The organism is Shewanella marinintestina (assembly GCF_023283845.1).
In the GTDB taxonomy this organism is placed as follows: Bacteria; Pseudomonadota; Gammaproteobacteria; order Enterobacterales; family Shewanellaceae; genus Shewanella; species Shewanella marinintestina.
This window is the reverse complement of record NZ_JAKILC010000019.1, coordinates 1-22272: the sequence shown is the minus strand read 5'-3', so window position 1 is coordinate 22272 and position 22272 is coordinate 1. Positions and strand designations below refer to the sequence as shown.

At 42.8% G+C, this 22272-nt stretch carries 17 protein-coding genes; 16 read left to right on the top strand and 1 reads right to left on the bottom strand.

Going from position 1 to position 22272, the window contains the following annotated elements:
- Positions 1-93 precede the first annotated feature (93 nt).
- The 13 genes from rlmD (at position 94) to rpoS (ending at position 14254) form a co-directional block, all read left to right on the top strand.
- Positions 94-1431 carry a 23S rRNA (uracil(1939)-C(5))-methyltransferase RlmD gene (rlmD, locus tag L2747_RS17690; RefSeq protein ID WP_249000333.1) on the top strand — a complete coding sequence of 446 codons (1338 nt, stop codon included), beginning with the start codon at positions 94-96 and terminating at the stop codon, positions 1429-1431.
- Positions 1432-1647: 216 nt separating this feature from the next.
- Entirely contained in the window at positions 1648-3855 is a 2208-nt protein-coding gene (gene relA / locus L2747_RS17685) for a GTP diphosphokinase (RefSeq protein WP_249000332.1), read from the top strand.
- A 125-nt stretch (positions 3856-3980) separates the two neighbouring features.
- Positions 3981-4784, top strand: coding sequence for a nucleoside triphosphate pyrophosphohydrolase (gene mazG / locus L2747_RS17680; RefSeq protein WP_249000331.1), 804 nt, complete (start codon positions 3981-3983; stop codon positions 4782-4784).
- Positions 4785-4899: 115 nt separating this feature from the next.
- Positions 4900-6540, top strand: coding sequence for a CTP synthase (pyrG, locus tag L2747_RS17675; protein ID WP_249000330.1), 1641 nt, complete (start codon positions 4900-4902; stop codon positions 6538-6540).
- A gap of 124 nt (positions 6541-6664) precedes the next feature.
- Positions 6665-7960 (top strand): phosphopyruvate hydratase, encoded by a 1296-nt coding sequence (eno, locus tag L2747_RS17670; RefSeq protein ID WP_249000329.1) that lies wholly within the window; start codon positions 6665-6667, stop codon positions 7958-7960.
- Positions 7961-8050: 90 nt separating this feature from the next.
- The gene (gene ftsB, locus L2747_RS17665; protein ID WP_249000328.1) at positions 8051-8347 is read left to right on the top strand and encodes a cell division protein FtsB; all 297 of its coding nucleotides are present in this window, start codon (positions 8051-8053) and stop codon (positions 8345-8347) included.
- Between the two features lie 73 nt (positions 8348-8420).
- Complete coding sequence (gene ispD / locus L2747_RS17660; protein WP_249000327.1) at positions 8421-9116, top strand: 2-C-methyl-D-erythritol 4-phosphate cytidylyltransferase; 696 nt, start codon at positions 8421-8423, stop codon at positions 9114-9116.
- Positions 9117-9172: 56 nt separating this feature from the next.
- Complete coding sequence (gene ispF, locus L2747_RS17655; protein WP_249000326.1) at positions 9173-9652, top strand: 2-C-methyl-D-erythritol 2,4-cyclodiphosphate synthase; 480 nt, start codon at positions 9173-9175, stop codon at positions 9650-9652.
- 86 nt (positions 9653-9738) lie between these two features.
- Complete coding sequence (gene truD / locus L2747_RS17650) at positions 9739-10806, top strand: tRNA pseudouridine(13) synthase TruD (RefSeq protein ID WP_249000325.1); 1068 nt, start codon at positions 9739-9741, stop codon at positions 10804-10806.
- A complete protein-coding gene (surE, locus tag L2747_RS17645) occupies positions 10803-11555 on the top strand; it encodes a 5'/3'-nucleotidase SurE (protein ID WP_249000324.1) in 753 nt (250 codons plus the stop codon). The genes truD and surE overlap by 4 nt, the downstream gene beginning before the upstream one ends.
- A gap of 76 nt (positions 11556-11631) precedes the next feature.
- Positions 11632-12267, top strand: coding sequence for a protein-L-isoaspartate(D-aspartate) O-methyltransferase (locus tag L2747_RS17640; RefSeq protein WP_249000323.1), 636 nt, complete (start codon positions 11632-11634; stop codon positions 12265-12267).
- A gap of 51 nt (positions 12268-12318) precedes the next feature.
- The gene (locus L2747_RS17635) at positions 12319-13215 is read left to right on the top strand and encodes a peptidoglycan DD-metalloendopeptidase family protein (protein ID WP_428848537.1); all 897 of its coding nucleotides are present in this window, start codon (positions 12319-12321) and stop codon (positions 13213-13215) included.
- Between the two features lie 76 nt (positions 13216-13291).
- Positions 13292-14254, top strand: a complete 963-nt coding sequence (gene rpoS / locus L2747_RS17630; protein WP_249000321.1) for an RNA polymerase sigma factor RpoS — start codon at positions 13292-13294, stop codon at positions 14252-14254.
- Between the two features lie 80 nt (positions 14255-14334).
- Here rpoS and mutS read toward each other — a convergent pair whose 3' ends face one another.
- A complete protein-coding gene (gene mutS / locus L2747_RS17625) occupies positions 14335-16914 on the bottom strand; it encodes a DNA mismatch repair protein MutS (protein WP_249000320.1) in 2580 nt (859 codons plus the stop codon).
- Positions 16915-17234: 320 nt separating this feature from the next.
- On the opposite strand from mutS, the gene recA reads away from it, so the two are divergent.
- The 3 genes from recA to csrA all read left to right on the top strand — a co-directional run bounded on the left by recA (position 17235) and on the right by csrA (position 22014).
- A complete protein-coding gene (recA, locus tag L2747_RS17620; RefSeq protein ID WP_249000319.1) occupies positions 17235-18311 on the top strand; it encodes a recombinase RecA in 1077 nt (358 codons plus the stop codon).
- Between the two features lie 363 nt (positions 18312-18674).
- Entirely contained in the window at positions 18675-21302 is a 2628-nt protein-coding gene (gene alaS, locus L2747_RS17615) for an alanine--tRNA ligase (RefSeq protein WP_249000318.1), read from the top strand.
- 514 nt (positions 21303-21816) lie between these two features.
- A complete protein-coding gene (csrA, locus tag L2747_RS17610) occupies positions 21817-22014 on the top strand; it encodes a carbon storage regulator CsrA (RefSeq protein WP_006082602.1) in 198 nt (65 codons plus the stop codon).
- Positions 22015-22272 lie beyond the last annotated feature (258 nt).

Below are 22272 nucleotides of genomic sequence, written 5' to 3'. Positions count from 1 at the left end.
TGTATGGGTTACCATTAAATATAGTGTGAGTATTCGATAGACTGCCAGATGTTAACCTATTTTGGCCAGTTTTTTATCTACCTAGAGAGCAAAATGGCACAATTTTTTAAAGCAAAACCAAATAGATCTAAGCAATTATCGTCAAAGTTGTCTCTAAAGGTGACTCAACTTGATCATCTTGGGGCGGGGATTGCCCATCACGATGGCAAAATTGTTTTTATCAATGGTGCCTTACCTGGCGAAACCGTGTCGGTACAATTGACCGAGCAGAAAAAAAAGTTCTCTCGTGGCAAGTTACTAAAAATTGAGCAAGTATCAAGCGAACGAGTGCAACCTGATTGTCCACATTTTGCTAAGTGTGGTGGTTGTGACTTACAACATCTTGCCATTGATGCCCAACGGACTCATAAAGCGGCGACCTTAGTCGACTTAGTGAGCAAGTTTGCTCAAGCTGAAGCGAGTGAAATATGTGAAACCATTAGCGATAAAAATTGGCATTACCGCCGCCGTGCGCGCTTGGCTACTTGGTTTGATAAAAATACCAAACATATCAGTTTAGGTTTTAGAGCTAGTAGTAGCAGTGATGTGGTTGAGATCCAATCTTGTGCGGTATTAGCTGAGCAGTTATCGGCGTTGATCCCTGATCTAGCATTTGTACTTAATCAACTAAGCGGTAAAAAGGCGTTAGGTCATGTTGAGCTGACCCAAGCAGATAACGGCAATTTTGTCGTGTTGCGGGTAACTAAAATATTGTCGGATAAAGATAGGACTCGTCTAGCTGAATTTGCCGTTAAGCATGATGTCATTGTGTTATTACAAGATGATAATGGCGAATCTGAGCATCTGAATGGTACGGGTGAGCAACCTTTTTACGGTTTTGAAAATAGCCAAACGAAGCTTAATTTCTCGCCAGGTAATTTTATTCAAGTTAATGGCGCGGTTAATCAGGCGATGGTTAGCCAAGCGGTTGACTGGCTGTCGCCACAATCTGGTGAGCGTGTATTAGACTTATTTTGTGGGATCGGTAATTTCAGTTTGCCATTGGCTAAAAACGGCGCAGAGGTGATTGGCGTAGAAGGGGTGCCAGCTATGGTTGCCCAAGCACGTGAAAACGCTAAAAACAGCGGCTTAGAAAACGTGTCTTTTTATCATGCGGATTTAAGTGCCGATCTGTCGAAAGAGCCTTGGCTAGGTAAAGTTGACAAAATGTTGATTGATCCTGCTCGTGCTGGTGCCTATGAAAGCATGCTGTCACTTAAGAAACTTAAGCCCAAAGCGTTAGTGTATGTTTCTTGCAATCCGGCAAGCCTTGCGCGCGATAGCGAAGTGATTTTAAAACAGGGATATCAGCTTAAAAAAATCGGTTTAATTGATATGTTTCCACAAACTCATCACTTAGAGTCGATGGCTTTATTTGAGTTAGCAAAATAGACAAAAAGACACAAAAAGATACATTTAGTGAAACCTTTTGCTTAAATATAACTCATACACATCAAAGTCTGCTGTTAACAGCGTTTTTAGGTGCATTTGTCAGCTTTTGTTGATTGACAATAACCGCTGAATGCTGAAGATAGAGCGTATGAATTAAAACGGTGAGGTTAAGTGAGTGTTAACCTCTAACTGTAGTATGTAAAGGAATTAAATAAAATGGTATCTGTTCGTGAAGCACATTTTAGCGATCCTGACTTTCAACTTGAAGAGTGGGTACAACGTTATCTAAGTGATGCTTCGGAAGCTCAAATTCTTTTGACCCTAATCGAGCAGGTCGAATTGCTCGTGGGACAGAAGAAAGAGGCGAGCGTTGCTGTCTTACAGCGTGCGCGTGAGATGATTGAAATTCTCGCGCCGCTGAATATGGATATTGAAACCTTACAAGCCGCTATCTTATTTGTGGTCTTTGACGCTGATTTGATTACTCAAGAAGATATTGAGGAGAAATTTGGCAAAAAGCTTTCAGTTTTAGTGTCTAGCGTTGAAACCATGAATGCTATTGGCGCGTTAAAAATAGATAATCAAACCCGTAATGGCGAACCTCAAATCGACAACATTCGTAAGATGTTACTGGCGATGGTTGAAGATGTGCGAGCGGTAGTGATTAAGCTTGCCGAGCGTATTTGCCTACTGCGTGAAATCAAGAATGCAGATGAAGAAGTTAAGGTGCTTATTGCGCGAGAGATTGCTGACATCTACGCACCATTGGCTAACCGCTTAGGTATTGGTCAATTAAAGTGGGAACTTGAAGATATCTCGTTTCGTTACTTGCACCCGCAAACTTATAAAGATATTGCAAAGCAGCTTGATGGTAAGCGCCTTGACAGAGAAACCTTTATTGACGACTTCGTCAGTCAATTACAAGCGCGTTTAGATAAAGACCATATTCGGGCCAAGGTATATGGTAGACCTAAGCATATCTACAGCATATGGAAGAAGATGAAAGGTAAACAGCTTAAGTTTGATGAGCTGTTTGATGTGCGTGCGGTACGTATTGTCACCGATCGTCTTCAAGACTGTTATGGTGCATTAGGCGTAGTGCATACCCTTTGGCAACATATTCCACGTGAATTTGATGATTACGTTGCCAATCCTAAGCCTAATGGTTATCAGTCTATTCATACTGTTGTCGTCGGGCCAGAAGATAAGACGGTTGAAATTCAAATCCGTACCGAGCAGATGCATGAAGATGCTGAGCTTGGCGTGGCTGCGCACTGGAAGTATAAAGAAGGCAGTGCTAGCGGTAAGCAAAGCGGTTATGAAGAGAAGATTAATTGGCTACGTAAAATCTTGCAGTGGCAAGAAGATGTGGCTGAAAGCGGCAATTTAGTCGATGAAGTTCGTAGCCAAGTATTTGAAGACAGGGTCTATGTATTTACCCCTAGCGGTGAAGTGGTCGACTTACCATTAGGTTCAACAGTGCTTGATTTTGCCTACTATATTCATTCCCACGTGGGGCATAAATGTATTGGTGCAAAAGTCGACGGCCGCATTGTGCAGTTTACTTATCAAGTAGAAACAGGGCAGCGTATTGAGATTATTACCTCTAAGCACCCGAACCCTAAACGCGATTGGTTAAATCCAAATTTAGGCTATATCCGAACATCACGAGCACGTTCAAAAATTCTGCATTGGTTTAAGCAGCAAGATAGAGATAAGAATATCGTTGCTGGTAAAGAGATGCTTGAGGCTGAACTTGCTAAGAGCCAACTTATACTTAAAGACGCGCAATCAGCGGTTGAACGTTTTAATCTTGTGAGTATGGACGATCTGCTAGCAGGGATCGGCGGTGGTGACGTACGCCTTAACCAAGTTGTTAATCACGTCCAAAGTCGGTTACGCACTAAAGACTTAAGCGACGAAGCCGCGGTTGAAGACTTAGTTAAGAAGAGCCAAAGTAAATCGATTAAAAAAGGTAAAGGTCAAGTTGAAGTTAACGGCGTCGGTAACTTGATGAGCCATATCGCTAAATGTTGTCAGCCTGTGCCTGGTGATGAAATATTTGGCTTTATCACTAAAGGCCGCGGTATTTCGGTTCACAGAGCCGATTGCGATCAAGTTAAAGAACTTGTGCGCGCCTCACCTGAACGCTCTGTTGAAGTGGTATGGGGTGAGAATTACTCAGGCGGTTATAAAATTCGTTTAAGTATCTTAGCTAATGACCGTTCTGGTTTATTGCGAGATTTAACTTCGGTACTTGCTGCAGAAAAGACCCATGTGATGGCATTGAGCTCAACTTCAGATGTCAAAACTCAAACCGCTACAATTGAACTTGAGCTAGAGCTTTATAATCTTGAAGGAGTATCGAAAGTCCTGTCCAAGATTAATCAAGTTGACGGTGTTATGCAGGCCCGCAGAGTATAATGGGGCGCAGCTTGATAAAACGGCAACTTAAGGTTGCCGTTTTTGTTTGTTGTACCATCAGTCATATTTACATTGATAATATGCCGCGTAACAGTAACTTTAATAGATAAATTAGGATCCTTTAAATGACGAAGCATATAGGTGATACCCAACCTTTGTTAGCAATTATGCAAAAGTTGCGTGACCCTGAAACCGGTTGCCCTTGGGATTTGGCACAGAGCTTTAAGACAATAGTGCCTTTTACTATAGAGGAGGCTTACGAAGTGGCGGACGCTATTGAACGTATGGCGATGGAAGAGCTGCCCGATGAGCTAGGTGATTTGTTATTTCAAGTGGTTTTTTATTGCCAGTTAGGAAAAGAGCAAGGCTTATTTGATTTTGATACTGTGGTTGAGCGGATCTGTAATAAGCTGACAAGACGCCATCCGCATGTATTTGATGGCTTAAAGACAAGTAGTACTGCTGAGATAAAGCAAAATTGGGAGCAATTGAAAGAGACTGAACGTAGTGAGCGTGAGCTTAATTCGGTTTTAGATGATATTCCTCAAAGTTTACCAGCCTTGTCTCGTTCAATTAAAATTCAAAAGCGAGTCGCTAGAGTGGGTTTTGACTGGGCAGAGCTTGAACCTGTCGTTGCAAAAATCCATGAAGAGATTGATGAAGTGCTTTACGAAGTAAAGCAAGAATCTGTCGATGAAAATAAAGTACAAGACGAGATGGGGGATTTATTGTTCGCTGTCGTGAACCTTGCAAGGCATTTAGGCGTTGAGCCTGAACAGGCATTAAGGCAAGCAAATCATAAGTTTGAAAGGCGTTTTCGTGGTGTTGAAGCTTACGCTCAAGCCGATGGTCGTTTGATGACAGAACACACATTAACAGAGCTTGATGGCTACTGGGATAAGGTTAAACTGGATGAAGCAAATAAATAACTTAGCTTTTAGGTTAATTGTAGTTTGTCGAATCAAGCTTGCTTTGGTATAATATTGCCCCGTCCTAGTGCTTTCTTACAAGCACATATTTCCAACTCATTTTCTCAGGTTCAGCATGACTACAAGGTATATCTTCGTTACTGGTGGCGTGGTTTCATCACTAGGTAAAGGCATTGCAGCAGCTTCTTTGGCTGCAATATTAGAGGCTCGCGGCCTAAACGTAACCATTATGAAGCTGGATCCATACATTAACGTAGATCCAGGTACCATGAGTCCGACACAGCACGGTGAAGTGTTTGTGACAGAAGACGGCGCTGAAACCGATCTAGACTTAGGTCACTATGAGCGTTTCATCCGCACTAAGATGAACCGTCGTAATAACTTTACTACGGGTCGTATTTATGAAGAAGTACTTCGTAAAGAACGTCGTGGTGACTATTTAGGTGCAACCATTCAGGTTATCCCACATATCACTAACGCTATTAAAGAGAAAGTGCTTGCAGGTGGTGAAGGTCATGATGTGGCTATCGTTGAAATTGGTGGTACGGTAGGTGATATTGAATCACTACCATTCCTAGAATCTATCCGTCAGTTAGGCGTTGAGCTTGGCCGTGATAGAACCCTATTTATGCATTTAACGCTTGTTCCTTTCCTCGGTGCAGCAGGCGAAGTGAAAACTAAACCAACGCAGCACTCTGTTAAAGAGCTACGTTCAATTGGTATCGCTCCTGATGTATTGGTTTGTCGTGGTGATCGTGCGATCCCTGCAAACGAAAAAGCGAAGATCTCTCTATTCTGTAACGTAGAAGAACGTGCAGTTATCTCACTAAAAGACGTAGACAGTATCTATAAGATCCCTGCGTTACTAAAAGCACAAGGTTTAGACCAACTTGTGACTAAGCGTTTTGGCATCGATTGTAAAGAAGCTGATTTGGCTGAGTGGGAAAAAGTGATTTACCAAGAAGCTAACCCAACGGGTGAAGTGACTATTGGTATGGTAGGTAAGTACATTGAACTACCAGACGCTTATAAGTCAGTTAACGAAGCACTAAAGCACGCAGGTTTATTTAACCGCGTATCTGTGAATATAAAGTACATTGATTCACAAAATGTTGAAGCTAAGGGCGATGAAGTGCTTCAAGGTTTAGACGGTATCTTAGTTCCTGGTGGTTTCGGTGAACGTGGTGTTGAAGGTAAGATCATGGCGGCTAAGTTTGCCCGTGAAAACAACCTTCCATACTTTGGTATCTGTCTAGGTATGCAGGTTGCACTGATTGAGTTCGCTCGTCATGTTGCTGGTCTTGAAGGTGCACATTCAACTGAATTTATGCCTGAGACTCCACATCCAGTCGTTGGTTTGATCACTGAGTGGATCAACGAAGATGGTCAAGTTGAAGAGCGCCATGAAGAATCAGATCTAGGTGGCACTATGCGTCTAGGTGCTCAACTTTGTCACCTTGAAGAAGGCACTAAAGCGGCTGCAGCTTATAAAGGTAGCACTTGTGTAGAACGTCACCGTCACCGTTACGAAGTGAACAACAACTACAAAGAGCGCCTAGAGAAGGCAGGCCTTATCTTCAGCGGTCTATCATCAGACCGTTCATTGGTTGAAATGATTGAGCTACCAAACCACCCATGGTTCGTAGCGGGTCAATTCCACCCTGAATTTACATCGACTCCTCGTGATGGTCAGCCGTTATTTGAAGGGTTTGTTGCCGCGGCAGCAGCCTACCAAAAACGTGATTTAGAAGACTAATTACGCCAAAACCGCTTCCATGCTATGGGGGCGGTTTTTTTGTTTCTAGCGATGTAATAACTGCACAGAATTTCGTTTTACTTTTATCTTTAAATTTATCTTTAAAACTTAAATCGAGGGCATTATGGCTAAGATTATTAACATTATCGGTCGCGAAATCATGGATTCTCGCGGTAACCCAACTGTTGAAGCTGAAGTTCATTTAGAAGGCGGATTCATGGGGATGGCTGCGGCACCATCTGGCGCATCAACAGGTAGCCGTGAAGCACTAGAACTACGTGACGGCGACAAAGCACGTTACTTAGGTAAAGGTGTATTAAAAGCGGTTGAAAACATCAACGGACTTATCCGTGATGCGTTAATGGGTAAAGATGCGACAGCTCAAGCTGAGCTTGATCAAATCATGATCGACGTTGACGGCACTGAAAACAAAGATAAGCTAGGCGCTAATGCGATCCTAGCCGTATCTTTGGCAGCAGCTAAAGCGGCAGCAGCATTTAAAGGTATTCCTTTATACGCACATATTGCTGATTTAAATGGCACGCCAGGCCAGTACTCTATGCCAGTTCCAATGATGAACATCTTGAACGGCGGTGAGCATGCTGATAACAACGTTGATATCCAAGAATTTATGGTTCAACCTGTTGGTGCTAAGAGCTTCCGTGAAGCGCTACGCATGGGCGCTGAAATATTCCACAGCCTAAAGAGTGTACTTAAGTCTAAAGGCCTAAGCACTTCAGTAGGTGATGAAGGCGGTTTTGCACCAGATTTGGCATCAAATGCTGACGCACTAGCGATCATCAAGGTTGCTGTTGAGAAAGCCGGTTACGCACTAGGTACTGACGTAACGTTAGCACTTGATTGCGCCGCATCTGAGTTTTACAAGGATGGTCAATACGATCTATCTGGTGAAGGCAAAGTATTCTCTGCAAACGGTTTCTCTGACTTCCTTAAGTCACTAACTGAGCAGTACCCAATTGCTTCTATTGAAGATGGTTTAGACGAGTCAGATTGGGATGGTTGGGCCTACCAAACTCAAATCATGGGCGACAAGATCCAACTTGTTGGTGACGATTTATTCGTAACTAACACTAAGATCCTAAAACGCGGTATTGATAACAATATTGCTAACTCAATATTGATTAAGTTTAACCAAATCGGTTCTTTAACTGAGACGCTTGCTGCAATTCGCATGGCGAAAGAAGCGGGCTACACTGTTGTGATTTCACACCGCAGTGGTGAAACTGAAGATGCAACGATTGCAGATCTAGCTGTTGCAACTTCAGCTGGCCAAATCAAGACGGGTTCACTATGTCGTAGTGACCGTGTTGCTAAGTACAACCAACTACTTCGTATTGAAGAACAGTTAGGCGAAAAAGCACCTTATAACGGTCTTAAAGAGATCAAAGGACAAGCATAAAACGCTATAAACTTTAAAAAGGCCACCACTCGGTGGCCTTTTTTGTTGTACTATCTGTCTACTATTCTCAATTTCTTTCTATTTTGAATCATGAAACGCCTTCTTTTTGTATTAATTGCTTTACTTGCCATGCTTCAGTATCGCCTTTGGTTAGGAGAGAAAAGCTTAGCTGAGTCTTTTCATCTGCAAGAACAAATCAAGTTGCAGCAGCAAAGTAATGCGCAATTAGTCGCTCGTAACCAAGTGTTAAGAGAAGAAATTAATGATCTTCGAAGTGGTACAGAAGCACTAGAAGAGCGAGCTAGAAATGAACTCGGCATGGTTAAAGATGGCGAGACATTTTTCCGAGTCGTTGGAGGAGAGCGTAGCAGCCTCCCTGAAAACTAGTTTTGTTATTTCTTCTCCGCTTTATTTTCTTTATTGGTCATAGCTAAATGCCAGCATTTTATGGAGCTCGAATATGAGCCAAACTCCTCAGCAAATTATTGCTATTGTTCCCGCTGCCGGCATAGGTAGCCGTATGGGAGCTGAGCTTCCAAAGCAGTATTTGGCGCTTAATGAGCAAACCATTCTAGGCCACACCCTAGATTGCTTACTGTCTCATCCTAAAATCACTAAGGTGATTGTCGCCCTTAATCCACATGATGAGTATTTCGTTAAGCTACCACAAGCTACGGACCCTAAACTTCAGGCTATCGTTGGTGGTAAAGAGCGAGCAGACTCAGTTTTAGCTGGTCTCGAAGTTGCTAAAAAAGATGCTTGGGTGTTAGTTCACGATGCTGCACGCCCTTGTTTAACCCATTTTGATATTGATAAGCTTATTGAATCTGCAGCTGTATTCCCCCAAGGGGCCATTTTAGCTACACCGGTGCGAGATACGATGAAGCGTACCAATGCACAAGGTATAATTACAGAAACAGTCTGCCGTGAGCAGTTATGGCATGCACTGACACCACAATTTTTCCCAGTGGTTAGTTTGAAGAAAAACTTAACCGATGCTTTAGCGGCCGGGGCATCAATTACTGACGAAGCTTCTGCAATGGAATGGGCTGGAATTATGCCTGCTGTTGTTACTGGACGAGCCGATAATATAAAAGTCACTCACCCTGATGATTTACAGTTAGCGTCGCTGTTTCTAAAAAGCAATGAACAGTGAGTTTTGGTTGAAAACTAATAGAGACATCAACGGGTTTCGCATTAACAGGATAAGCAATGAAAATTAGAATCGGTCATGGGTTTGATGTGCATAAGTTTGGTGGTGAGCCACCATTAATTTTAGGTGGTATTGAAGTACCTTATGATGTGGGTTTAGTTGCACACTCTGACGGTGACGTAGTACTGCATGCTATATCTGATGCGATTTTGGGGGCTATGGCCCTTGGCGACATTGGTAAGCACTTCCCTGATACAGATCCTGATTTTAAAGGCGCCGATAGCCGTGTGCTATTGAGACATTGTTATAAGTTAGCTACGGATCTGGGCTTTATTATATCTAACCTAGATGTGACTGTAATTGCTCAGGCACCTAAAATGGCGCCACATATTGAATCGATAAGAGCAGTGCTTGCGAGTGACTTAGCCACTGATATTGGCGATATTAACGTCAAAGCGACTACCACTGAAAAACTAGGCTTTACCGGCAGAAAAGAAGGCATAGCCGTTGAAGCTGTAGTGTTGATGATTAAATCCTAGTGTTTTATGCCCGCTTATAGGGCTGGCCAGAATAACTGTAACCTCACGGTTGCATGCAAGATAGATTAGTGAGACAAGTAAGCGATATGAGCGAATTACATTATTTATACGGCAAGCCGACATCTACGGCGGATCTACGTACCCATAACAGTGACTTTCAAGTAAAAGAAATCTTGCCTTTTTCACCAACAGGTGAGGGGGAGCACCATCTGCTGCACATCCGTAAGGAAGGACTAAATACGGTTGAAGTCGCCAAAATGTTATCGAGTTTTGCTCATGTGCACCCTAAAGAGGTGACTTATGCTGGACAAAAAGATAAGCATGCCGTTACAGAGCAATGGTTTGGAGTTCGCATTCCTGGCAAAGAAACGCCAGACTGGCAACAATTAAATAGCGATAAAATTACCGTGTTAAGTGCTTCTCGCCACGCAAAAAAATTACGCATAGGCGCACTAGCGGGCAATCGTTTTACCTTAACACTGCGCAATGTAAGTGATATGAGTGATGTTATTAAACGTATTGAACTTGTGACAGAGCAAGGTGTGCCGAATTACTTTGGTGAGCAGCGTTTTGGGCATGATGGCAAGAACCTTATATTTGGCCGCCAGATGTTTACTGGTCGCAAAGTAAAAGATAGAAACAAGCGTAGTATGTATTTATCTGCAGTTCGCTCAAACCTATTTAATATGGCGGTATCAGGGCGCTTAGCCCTGCACGGTACAACAACGCTTACAGGTGACTGCGTGATGCTTGCGGGCAGTAAGAGCTATTTTGTGGCAGAGCAATGGGATGACATCTTAATTGAGCGTTTGGCCAAAAAAGATATCCAGTTATCTGCGCCGTTATGGGGGCGTGGTTTACCGCTTGCACAGGCTGAGGCTGCAGAATGTGAGGCACAAGCACTTGAAGCGCTAACAATCGATAAAGATGGTTTAGAGCAAGCAGGACTTAACCAGGAAAGGCGCGCATTGTTACTTGAGCCACAACATCTGCAATATCAAGTAGATGAAGATACCATTACCTTAAAATTTGCATTACCATCAGGCTCTTATGCGACATCGTTACTTCGTGAGCTGTTTGTTTATCAAGATGTTCAAGAAGTCGCGCGCCAAAAGATGCTCGCTGAGCAAAGAAGTGCAGAGGCGCAGCAATGAAGATTTTGATCAGTAATGACGATGGAGTGAACGCTGAAGGTATTGCTGCACTAACTGCTGCGTTAAATCAAATTGCTGAGACGCTGACTGTTGGGCCTGATAGAAACTGTTCGGGTGCAAGTAACTCGTTAACCTTGACCAATCCATTACGACTCAATACCTTAGACAATGGTTTTATCTCAGTCAGTGGTACACCTACCGATTGTGTGCACCTTGCAATTAGAGAACTTTATCAAGATGAGCCAGATATGGTGGTATCAGGCATTAATGCTGGCGCGAATATGGGTGATGATACCTTGTATTCAGGGACTGTAGCAGCGGCGATGGAAGGGCGCTTTCTTGGTTTTCCTGCCATTGCTATATCTTTAGCAGGTCGCGAGTTAAAGCACTATGACACCGCTGCACATTACGCGTTAAAAATTGTTAAAGCACTGCAAGATAAGCCAATTGCTCAAGACAAAATTTTGAATATCAATGTGCCGGACTTACCGATAGATGAGGTTAAAGGTATTAAGATTACTCGCTTGGGAGCACGTCATAGAGCAGAAGGTATGGTCAGAACTCAAGATCCAGCAGGTAGAGAAATTTTTTGGTTAGGCCCTCCGGGTGATGAGCAAGATGCAAGTCAGGGAACCGATTTCTACGCGGTAGCTAATGGTTACGTGTCTATTACGCCGCTAACTGTTGACCTAACTGCATTTGAGCAGATAAGTGCTTTAGAAGGTTGGTTAACACAAGTCGCTGATTAAATACGCCGCTAACGAGTTAGCGTTTGTATTGTTTTAATTTATGTATGTTTATTTTGAAATATTGGAAAACTGATTTATGAATCCTGTTGCCTCAACATCAGCATTGAACTTAGCAAGAAAATTGTATGAGGCTGGGATCCGTAATGAGCCAGTGTTAAAAGCGGTGGCAAATACGCCAAGGGAGCAGTTTCTTGATCCCGCTCTTGGGCATAAGGCTTATGAAAATACGGCTCTTCCTATAGGTCAAGGGCAAACTATTTCTCAACCTTATATTGTTGCGCGTATGACGGAAATCCTGTTGCAAGATAATCCTCTTAAGGTATTGGAGATTGGAACGGGCTCAGGTTATCAAGCTGCCATATTGGCACAGTTAGTACCGCAGCTCTGTACAGTTGAGCGGATTAAAAGCTTACAAATTCAGGCTCGTCAGCGCTTAAAAAGACTGGATCTACATAATATTTCGTTTAAATATGGTGACGGATGGCAAGGCTGGCCAAGCAAAGGGCCTTATGATGCGATTATGGTTACGGCTGCCGCAAGTTCAATACCTGAAGCACTATTAGCGCAGTTAGCCGACGGTGGTGTGTTAGTTATCCCTGTTGGGGGGGAAACTCAGCAGCTATTAAAAGTGACCCGTATTGCAGGGAAATACTCATCAGAAGTGATTGAGATGGTTCGTTTTGTGCCATTGGTAAATGGCGAACTTGCCTAATATTCGTTTTAAGTATAATTAACTATTTTAGATTATTGAGGTGATAAGTAAATAATGAGGTTGTCTTGCTTTTTATGCGTTTACTTATCGCTACTATTATCAGGTTGTAGTTTTCAGGCTGATCGCCCAGCACCTGTAGAATCGTTAAACGGTCCATCAACCCCATCGATCAGTAAAGGATCAATAACGGGGACTCGTTATATCGTAAAACAAGGTGATACGCTTTATTCTATTGCATGGGGAGCTAATAAAGATTTTGCTGCTATTGCAAAAGCTAATCGCTTACCAACCCCTTATACCATCTACCCTGGACAGGTATTGAGTCTTAGCTCTAAACGATCTGTTACAAATACCTCTGTTGCAAAAAAAGCACCTGTAAAAGTGACTAAAACCACACCAAAACCAAGTAAAAGTGCACAAAAACAGAGTGTTGTAGCCAAGGCGTCAAACGAAAGTAGTAAAAAAGATTGGTCAAAAAAACCGCTTGATCCAAATTCAAAGGCTGCGTATTCTGTAACAACCAGTCAACAAGAAGTTAACCAAGTTATCCACAGGCAAGCCACACTTCCAAAGACGGTGAGCAAGTGGTCTTGGCCTGTTAACGGTAAAGTAATTGGTACATTCTCAGCCAAAGAGCAGGGAAATAAAGGGATAAAGATCGCTGGCAACAGAGGTGATGCTATCAGAGCTGCAGCTAACGGTAGAGTCGTTTATGCAGGTAGCGCACTTCGTGGCTATGGTAACTTGGTCATTATTAAACATAGTGATGACTATTTAAGTGCTTATGCTCATGCTGACAAGATCTTAGTTAAAGAAAAGCAAGTTGTTAATGTTGGACAGACAGTTGCGAAAATGGGAAGTACAGGCACAAATAGAGTGATGCTGCATTTTGAGATCAGATATCACGGAAAGTCAGTTAACCCAATTAAATTTTTACCTAAAAAATAGTTTTTAGGTCGCCAAATTTGGCAAATCGGAGGATAGAGACGTGCAGTAATTAATGGAAAAATTCGGGAGAGATATTATGAGCAGAACCAATAATGCCGTAGTAGCAGAGCAAGTAAAAAGCGACTCCGTAAATGAGTCAATCGATACTAAACAGGACGTCAAAGAAGCAGAATTAGAACAACAAGTACAAGATGATTTACAAAAAAACTTAGATGCCACACAGCTGTATCTAGGTGAGATAGGATTTTCCCCACTCCTCAGTGCTGAGGAAGAAGTGTATTTTTCACGTAAGTCCCTCAAAGGGTGTGAGAAATCACGTAACCGTATGATCGAAAGTAACCTTAGATTGGTCGTAAAAATTGCCCGCAGATATAATAATCGTGGCTTAGCGCTGCTTGATTTAATCGAAGAGGGTAATTTAGGTTTGATTCGCGCTGTAGAAAAATTTGACCCAGAGCGCGGTTTTCGTTTTTCAACTTATGCGACATGGTGGATTAGACAAACGATTGAACGAGCAATTATGAATCAGACTCGCACAATTCGATTACCTATTCATGTAGTTAAAGAACTCAATGTTTATTTGCGTACAGCAAGAGAGCTAGCACATAAGCTAGATCATGAGCCTACAGCGGAAGAGATCGCCGATCAACTCGATCTACCTAGTGGCGATGTAAGTCGTATGCTCAAGCTTAATGAGAGAATAACTTCAGTTGATACACCGCTTGGTGGCGAGAGTGATAAAGCACTTCTGGACGTGCTAGCGGATGATGATAATGTTGGTCCAGACTATAAAGTCCAAGATGAAGACATGTCTAAGTCAGTAGTCAAATGGTTAGATGAACTTAATACTAAGCAACGTGAAGTGCTAGCGCGCCGATTTGGTTTGCTTGGTTATGAGCCATCGACCTTAGAAAATGTCGGTAAAGAGATTGGTTTAACCCGTGAAAGAGTTCGTCAAATTCAAGTTGAGGCGCTTAAGCGTCTGAAAGACTTACTAGGTGCACAGGGTTTATCGGTAGAGGCCATCTTTAAAGCATAAAATACCGTCTCGCTCTGAGATTAGATAAATAAAAAGCGCAGTATAAGCTGCGCTTTTTTTGTGCCTATTATTCAGCCATTTTAAAGCGCTAACTTCTTAAGGTTATACAAGTAATCCAGTGCTTGTCTTGGCGTTAGCTCATCGGGATTGAGTTTTTGCAGTGCTTCTAGAGCTGGAGATGGGGCACTAGGGGCAAAACTTATGCTCTGTTGGGTATTTTGCTGCTCGCTATTTTGCTGTACATCATGATCACGGCTTTCAAGCTGGTGTAGCTTATGTTTAGCAGCGCTAATCACACAGTTAGGCACACCAGCCAGCGCCGCAACCTGTAAGCCATAACTACGGCTCGCTGCACCTTCTTGAACGGCATGCATAAACACAATGCTATCGCCGTGTTCTACCGCATCTAAGTGCACGTTTTCAACATTTTCTAACTGTTCAGGCAGTTGCGTCAGCTCAAAATAGTGCGTGGCAAATAGTGTCATCGCTTGCAAGTGTTTGGCTAAATACTCTGCTGCAGACCAAGCAAGAGAAAGGCCGTCATAGGTCGATGTACCGCGGCCGATCTCATCCATCAATACCAAACTATTAGGTGTGGCATTATGTAAGATATTGGCTGTTTCCGTCATTTCTACCATGAAAGTTGAGCGACCAGATGCAAGATCATCTGATGCACCAATACGGGTGAAGATCCGATCGACTGGGCCAATGACAGCGTGTCCAGCTGGTACGTAGCAGCCAATATGTGCCATCAAAGTAATTAAAGCGACTTGACGCATATAAGTTGATTTACCGCCCATGTTTGGACCTGTAACCACAAGCATTCTACGCGCATTGTTCAGAGTTACTGGGTTAGCAATAAATGGGCTCTTACTTACTTGCTCGACAACTGGATGACGACCGGCTTCTATTTGAATTCCCGGCGTGGCAGTTAACTCTGGGCAATGGTAATTAAAGCTTTCAGCACGCTCAGCAAAGTTACACAGTACGTCTAATTCTGCGGCTGCTTGAGCGAAGTCTTGTAACTCATGTAGTTTTGGTAAGATAAGATCAAACAACTCTTCCCAGAGCTGCTTTTCAAGCGCGAGTGCTTTGCCTTGGCTTGATAATACTTTTTCTTCGTGTTCTTTCAGCTCAGGAATAATATAGCGTTCGGTATTTTTCAGGGTTTGTCGACGTTGGTAACTTAGCGGCACTAAGTCAGATTCGCGACGGCTCACTTCTATGTAGTAACCGTGCACGCGATTATAACCGACTTTTAACGTCGAGATCCCTGTCTGCTCTTTTTCACGCGCTTCAAGTTCGTGTAGGTAATCTGTGGCGCCTTCACTTAATTTACGCCATTCATCTAACTCTTGATTGTAGCCTTCACGGATAACGCCACCATCTCGGATCAGCATTGGTGGGTTATCAACAACGGCATTAGATAATAGCTCAAGTTCTAGTGGAAACTCGCCAATGACCTGAGATAAGTATTGAAGGTGCGGTGCATTTGCCTGAGTTAATGTTTGCTGCAGTTGCGGTAATAACGCCAGTGCCTGACGTAAACGAGCAAAATCACGAGGGCGTGCATTACGTAATGCAATACGTGCGGTTATACGTTCAATATCGCCTAGGGCTTTTAAATCTTCGGCAAGAATTTCATGATTGCCGTTACCCAATAACTCTTTAATTGAGGCTTGTCTTGCACGAATGATTTCATGGTTACGCAGTGGTTGGTGGATCCAGCGCTGCAACATACGGCTGCCCATAGGGGTAACAGTGTTATCAAGCACAGAAGCAAGAGTATTATCGCGGCCACCTTGGAGGTTTACGGTGAGCTCAAGGTTGCGACGGGTCGCAGCATCTAAAACGATACTGTCTGACTGATTAAAACGTACAATCGAGTTGATATGCGGCAGTGCAGTGCGTTGAGTGTCTTTAACGTATTGCATTAAGCAGCCAGCTGCTTGCAGCGATAGTCTTGCGTCTTCGATGCCAAAGCCGCGTAAGTCTTTAGTGCCAAACTGGTTCAATAAAAGGCGATGGCAGGTATCATAGTCGAACTCCCACTCTGGGCGACGGCGAGTACCGTTCATACCTGCAATCAGGCTCATTTGCGAGAAGTCTTCGCTGTATAGTAGCTCTGCAGGGTTAGTGCGCTGTAGCTCAGCTTCTAAGGCTTCGGTATTGGCAAGTTCTGTAATTACAAAACGTCCAGATGCCACGTCTAAAGTGGCATAACCATAACCTGTTTTACCTTGATAAAGTGCAGCAAGAAGGTTGTCTTGACGCTCTTGTAATAGTGCTTCATCAGTTAAAGTGCCAGGGGTCACGATACGAACGACTTTACGTTCGACCGGGCCCTTTGATGTGGCAGGGTCGCCGACTTGTTCGCAAATTGCCACTGAAACGCGTAGTTGCACTAATTTAGCTAAATAGCCCTCAACTGCATGGTAAGGCAAACCAGCCATAGGAATAGGGTCACCACCGCTCTTGCCTCGAGCTGTAAGAGAGATCCCAAGTAACTCTGATGCACGTTTGGCGTCTTCATAAAAGAGTTCATAGAAATCACCCATACGGTAAAAGAGCAACATATCAGGATGCTGAGCTTTTAGAGTGAGATACTGACGCATCATTGGGGTATGTTTTTCTAAACCTTGAGGATCAATAGCAGTCATCGATTTTATTTGCCTGTCATTTTACTGCGGCGTCTAGTAGCGCCTTACACAATCTTGGCGCTAATCTTAACAATATTTTGTGAGCTTTAGGCGTAATTCTTACAGTGTTTGGTGAATAAAATACTGTGCATTACTATTTAATATTAGTAAGCGGTTGATTCATATGTATTTGTAAAATATTTTTACACAGTACTTGATACTGTATGATTGTACAGTATACTAGTTTCATATTGAGGCTCTAGCCAAGGCTTAACGAGTCGTCACCGAATAGATAATACAGTGCCAATATCAGATCGCACTGTGCTCCAGAGGATATAGGAATGAAGACAGATCCAAATAAAGAGAAAGCACTGAACGCCGTTCTAGGTCAGATTGAGAAGCAGTTTGGTAAAGGCTCAATCATGAAGTTAGGTGAAGACCGTTCAATGGATGTAGAAACTATTTCTACAGGTTCGCTTGCTTTGGATGTTGCTTTAGGTGCTGGCGGATTACCAATGGGTCGTATCGTAGAGATCTACGGTCCCGAATCATCTGGTAAAACAACACTGACATTGGAAGTGATTGCTGCAGCTCAAAAGCAAGGTAAAACTTGTGCCTTTATTGATGCTGAACACGCACTTGACCCTATCTATGCTAAAAAGCTTGGCGTGGATATTGATAACTTACTTTGTTCTCAACCTGATACTGGTGAGCAAGCGCTTGAGATCTGTGATGCTCTAACTCGCAGTGGTGCGGTTGACGTTATTATTGTCGACTCAGTAGCAGCATTGACACCAAAAGCTGAAATTGAAGGCGAAATTGGTGACTCTCACATGGGCTTAGCGGCACGTATGATGAGCCAAGCAATGCGTAAGCTTGCAGGTAACCTTAAGCAGTCAAATACTTTGCTTATCTTCATTAACCAAATCCGTATGAAAATTGGTGTAATGTTCGGTAATCCAGAAACAACAACCGGTGGTAACGCACTTAAGTTTTACGCTTCTGTTCGTCTAGATATCCGTCGTACTGGTGCTATTAAAGACCGTGAAGAAGTGATTGGTAACGAAACTCGCGTTAAAGTTGTGAAAAACAAGATTGCAGCACCATTTAAGCAAGCTGAATTCCAAATCCTATACGGTCAAGGTATCAACAGCACTGGTGAGTTAGTTGACTTAGGTGTTGTACACAAGTTAATTGAAAAGTCAGGTGCTTGGTATAGCTACAAAGGTGACAAGATTGGCCAAGGCCGCGCTAACGCTGGTAAGTACCTTATCGAAAACCCAGCAATTTCAAATGAAATTGAAACAACATTGCGCGCTATGCTTTTAGGCAATGGTGAGAAAGATACTGCTGATGCTGGTAATGCGGCAGACACTGCTGGTGACAATGTGGATTTAGAAACGGGTGAAGTTTTCTAAGACCGATATTACTAGTGGATGAACCACTTAGCTTGTTGTAAGCATTAATATTGCTTATTGACTAGTCAACTTAATCATCGCGGAGCTGCTGTTTGCAATCCGCGATTTTTTTATGGTGTTTATAAAGCTATTGACGCAGGCTAATTTAGTGGCTGATTGGTTATAGTACATGAGTAACATTGAGCTAATAAATCTATTTAGTTGCCTAGCAACTCTCCTCTAGCTGTAATTTCTTTATTAGCGAAGCAGTTTTGTATCAACAGGGCTGGTTGTTAGCCATGACTCTGCTTATAATGCTATCCATAAAAATTTATCTCTCAGCTCGTTAAGGGCTATTTGCACAACCTAATTCAGGACGGTTTCATGTATCAAACCACTGCAGCACTGCGAAGTGCTTTTTTGGAATATTTCCGCACAAATGGTCACCAGGTAGTAGATAGTAGTTCTCTCGTTCCAGCGAACGACCCAACACTGCTTTTTACTAATGCGGGTATGAACCAGTTTAAAGATGTGTTTTTGGGTGCAGATAAGCGTAGCTATTCTCGTGCAACGTCTTCACAGCGCTGTGTACGTGCAGGTGGTAAGCACAACGATTTAGATAACGTTGGTTACACTGCTCGTCACCACACATTCTTTGAAATGTTAGGTAACTTTAGTTTCGGCGATTACTTTAAAGAAGAAGCTATTCATTTCGCATGGACATTCCTTACAGAAGAATTAAAACTGCCAAAAGAGCGCCTATGCGTCACTATCTATGAAACAGATGACGAAGCATTCGAGATCTGGAATAAGAAGATAGGTGTTGCAGCTGAAAATATTATCCGTATCGGCGACAATAAAGGCGCTGCTTACGCATCAGATAACTTCTGGCAGATGGGTGACACTGGTCCATGTGGTCCATGTTCTGAAATTTTCTATGATCATGGCGATCACATTTGGGGGGGCCGCCCAGGTACTCCAGAAGAAGATGGCGATCGTTTCATTGAAATTTGGAACATCGTATTTATGCAATACAACCGCCTGGCTGACGGTGAAATGTTACCGCTACCTAAGCCATCTGTTGATACTGGTATGGGTATTGAGCGTATCGCTGCGATTATGCAGGGTGTACATTCAAACTATGAAATCGATATTTTCCAAGCATTAATCAAGAAAACAGCGGAAATACTAGGCGTTACAGATCTTGAGAATAAGTCTCTACGCGTTATTGCTGACCATATTCGTTCATGTGCATTCCTAATTGCCGATGGTGTAATGCCGTCAAATGAAGGTCGGGGTTATGTGCTTCGTCGTATTATTCGTCGCGCAGTGCGTCATGGTAACAAGCTAGGTGCGACTGCAAGCTTCTTCTACAAGCTGGTTCCAACTCTTATTGAAGTGATGGGCGCTGATGCTGCAAAAGGTTTACAAGAAACCCAAGCGATTGTTGAGAAATCACTGAAAGCTGAAGAAGAGCAATTTGCTCGTACTCTAGAGCGCGGCTTAGGTATTTTGGATGCAGCGCTAAACGAGTTAACGACTAAGGTGCTAGATGGCGAAACAGCATTCAAACTTTATGATACTTATGGCTTCCCAGTAGATTTAACTGCTGACGTATGTCGTGAACGTGATATTACTGTTGATGAAGCAGGGTTTGAAGCTGCAATGGCTGAGCAGCGCAGCCGTGCACAAGCTGCAGGTCAATTCGAGACAGACTATAACGAAGGTCTGAAAATTGAAGAGCAAAGCTGTTTTACTGGTTACACTGAGCTAAATAACCAAGCGATTGTAACTGCAATTTTTAAAGCGGGTGAGTCAGTTGATAGCACTATTGCTGGCGATGATGTTGTTATCGTATTAGACAACACACCGTTTTACGGTGAGTCTGGTGGTCAGTGTGGCGATAAAGGCGTATTGATTGCTGATGGTGCTGAATTCACAGTTACTGATACACAAAAGTACGCTCAAGCAATTGGTCATATCGGCCGTGTAGCAGCGGGGTCTATCAAGGTTGGTCAAGTTGTAGCGGCTAATGTTGATAAAAAACTACGTCATAGAACTGAACTAAACCACTCAGTGACTCACCTTCTACATGCGGCTCTACGTCAGGTACTTGGTACTCACGTAAGCCAGAAAGGTTCTTTAGTTGACCCTGAACGTTTACGTTTTGACTTCTCTCACTTTGAAGGCGTAAAAGCTCACGAACTAAAAGAAGTTGAAGAGCTAGTGAATACGCAAATTCGTCGTAACCACGAGCTAACAGCTGAAGTAATGGACATTGAAACCGCTAAAGAAAAAGGTGCAATGGCACTGTTCGGCGAAAAGTACGATGCTGAAGTACGTGTTGTGACTATGGGCGACTTCTCTATCGAACTATGTGGTGGTACTCACGTCGGTCGTACTGGTGATATCGGACTATTCAAGATCACATCAGAAGGCGGTATTGCTGCTGGTGTACGTCGTATTGAAGCGGTTACCGGTGCTGCAGCTATGGCTTATGTTGCTAAGCAACAGGCTGAGCTTGAAGAAGCGGCTGTATTATTGAAAGGTGATAGTGCATCGGTTGTTGCTAAGCTTAAAGCACAGCTTGATAAAACAAAGCAGCTTGAAAAAGAACTTTCGCAGTTAAAAGATAAATTAGCTGCAGCAACAAGTGCTGACCTTGCTGGTGAAGCCGTTGATGTAAACGGTGCTAAAGTGCTTGTTAAAAAGCTTGAAGGTGTCGATGCTGGTGCGCTTCGCGGCTTACAAGATGAGCTTAAGCAAAAGCTACAATCAGGTATTGTAGTATTAGCTATTGCGGGTGAAGACAAGGTTAACCTGATTGTAGGTGTAACTAAGGATCTAACTGGCAAAGTTAAAGCGGGTGAATTGGTTGCATCAATTGCTGTTCAGGTTGGCGGTAAGGGCGGTGGACGTCCTGATATGGCTCAGGCTGGCGGTAGCCAACCTGAAAACCTAGATACAGCTTTAGAGCAAGTGCTACCGTGGATCACCGCTAAGCTTGCTTAACCATTAAATTTTAAGCTTAAAAACGCCCCTTGAGGGCGTTTTTTTATAGCTGTAAAGTAGTTCTTTCCATTTCTATAAGGCAGTTTATGGACTATTTGCCTAAATTTGGTCGAATTAGTTTTTATCTACCATGATTTCGAAGAATGACCATTTTTGAGTATAAAAAACGGCATTGGCGTTAATTGGCTTATGTTGAATGTAGTTGCACTTTTTATCAGCACTATTAGGGAGTTGTTTGTATAAAGTTTGAATAATGTGGGCTTTGATTTGGGGAATGTATTAATTCATGCTAGTTTAATGTTAACGCTTGATAATAGCCGCAAGGGATAAAAGTTATTCTTAAAGTGGTTAAAAAGGTTTCAACTGAAAAACTGTGATTAAATACCCGAAAAGGTGTAATTATTTGACGCTTTTCCAATAGAATACTGTTAATTTGTACTAAGCTAACCTTATAATACAAATATAACGGAATAATGCCGTATAAAGCAGAATTAGGAACTAAAGGAGCAAAGTAATGCTGATATTGACTCGTCGTGTTGGTGAAACACTGATGATTGGTGACGAAGTAACAGTCACTGTATTAGGCGTTAAAGGTAACCAAGTAAGAATTGGTGTAAATGCACCTAAAGAAGTCTCTGTACATCGTGAAGAGATTTACCAGCGCATTCAGTCTGAAAAGTCAGGCACGCCATCTGAAGGCGGCAACTTCTGATCTGTATCAGAATGATTTAAGAATTCTAGAAGCCAGTTGTTAAGCAACTGGCTTTTTTATTAGCTTAACTCTGCTTTAGTTGATTGTATAAACGAATAGCAGAAGTCTCTTCTACGTAATGAACCTAACGTGAAGAGATTTACCAGTGCATTCAGTCTGAAAAGTCAGGCACGCCAATCGACGACGGCAACTTCTGATCTGTATCAGAATGATTTAAGAATTCTAGAAGCCAGTTGTTAAGCAACTGGCTTTTTTATT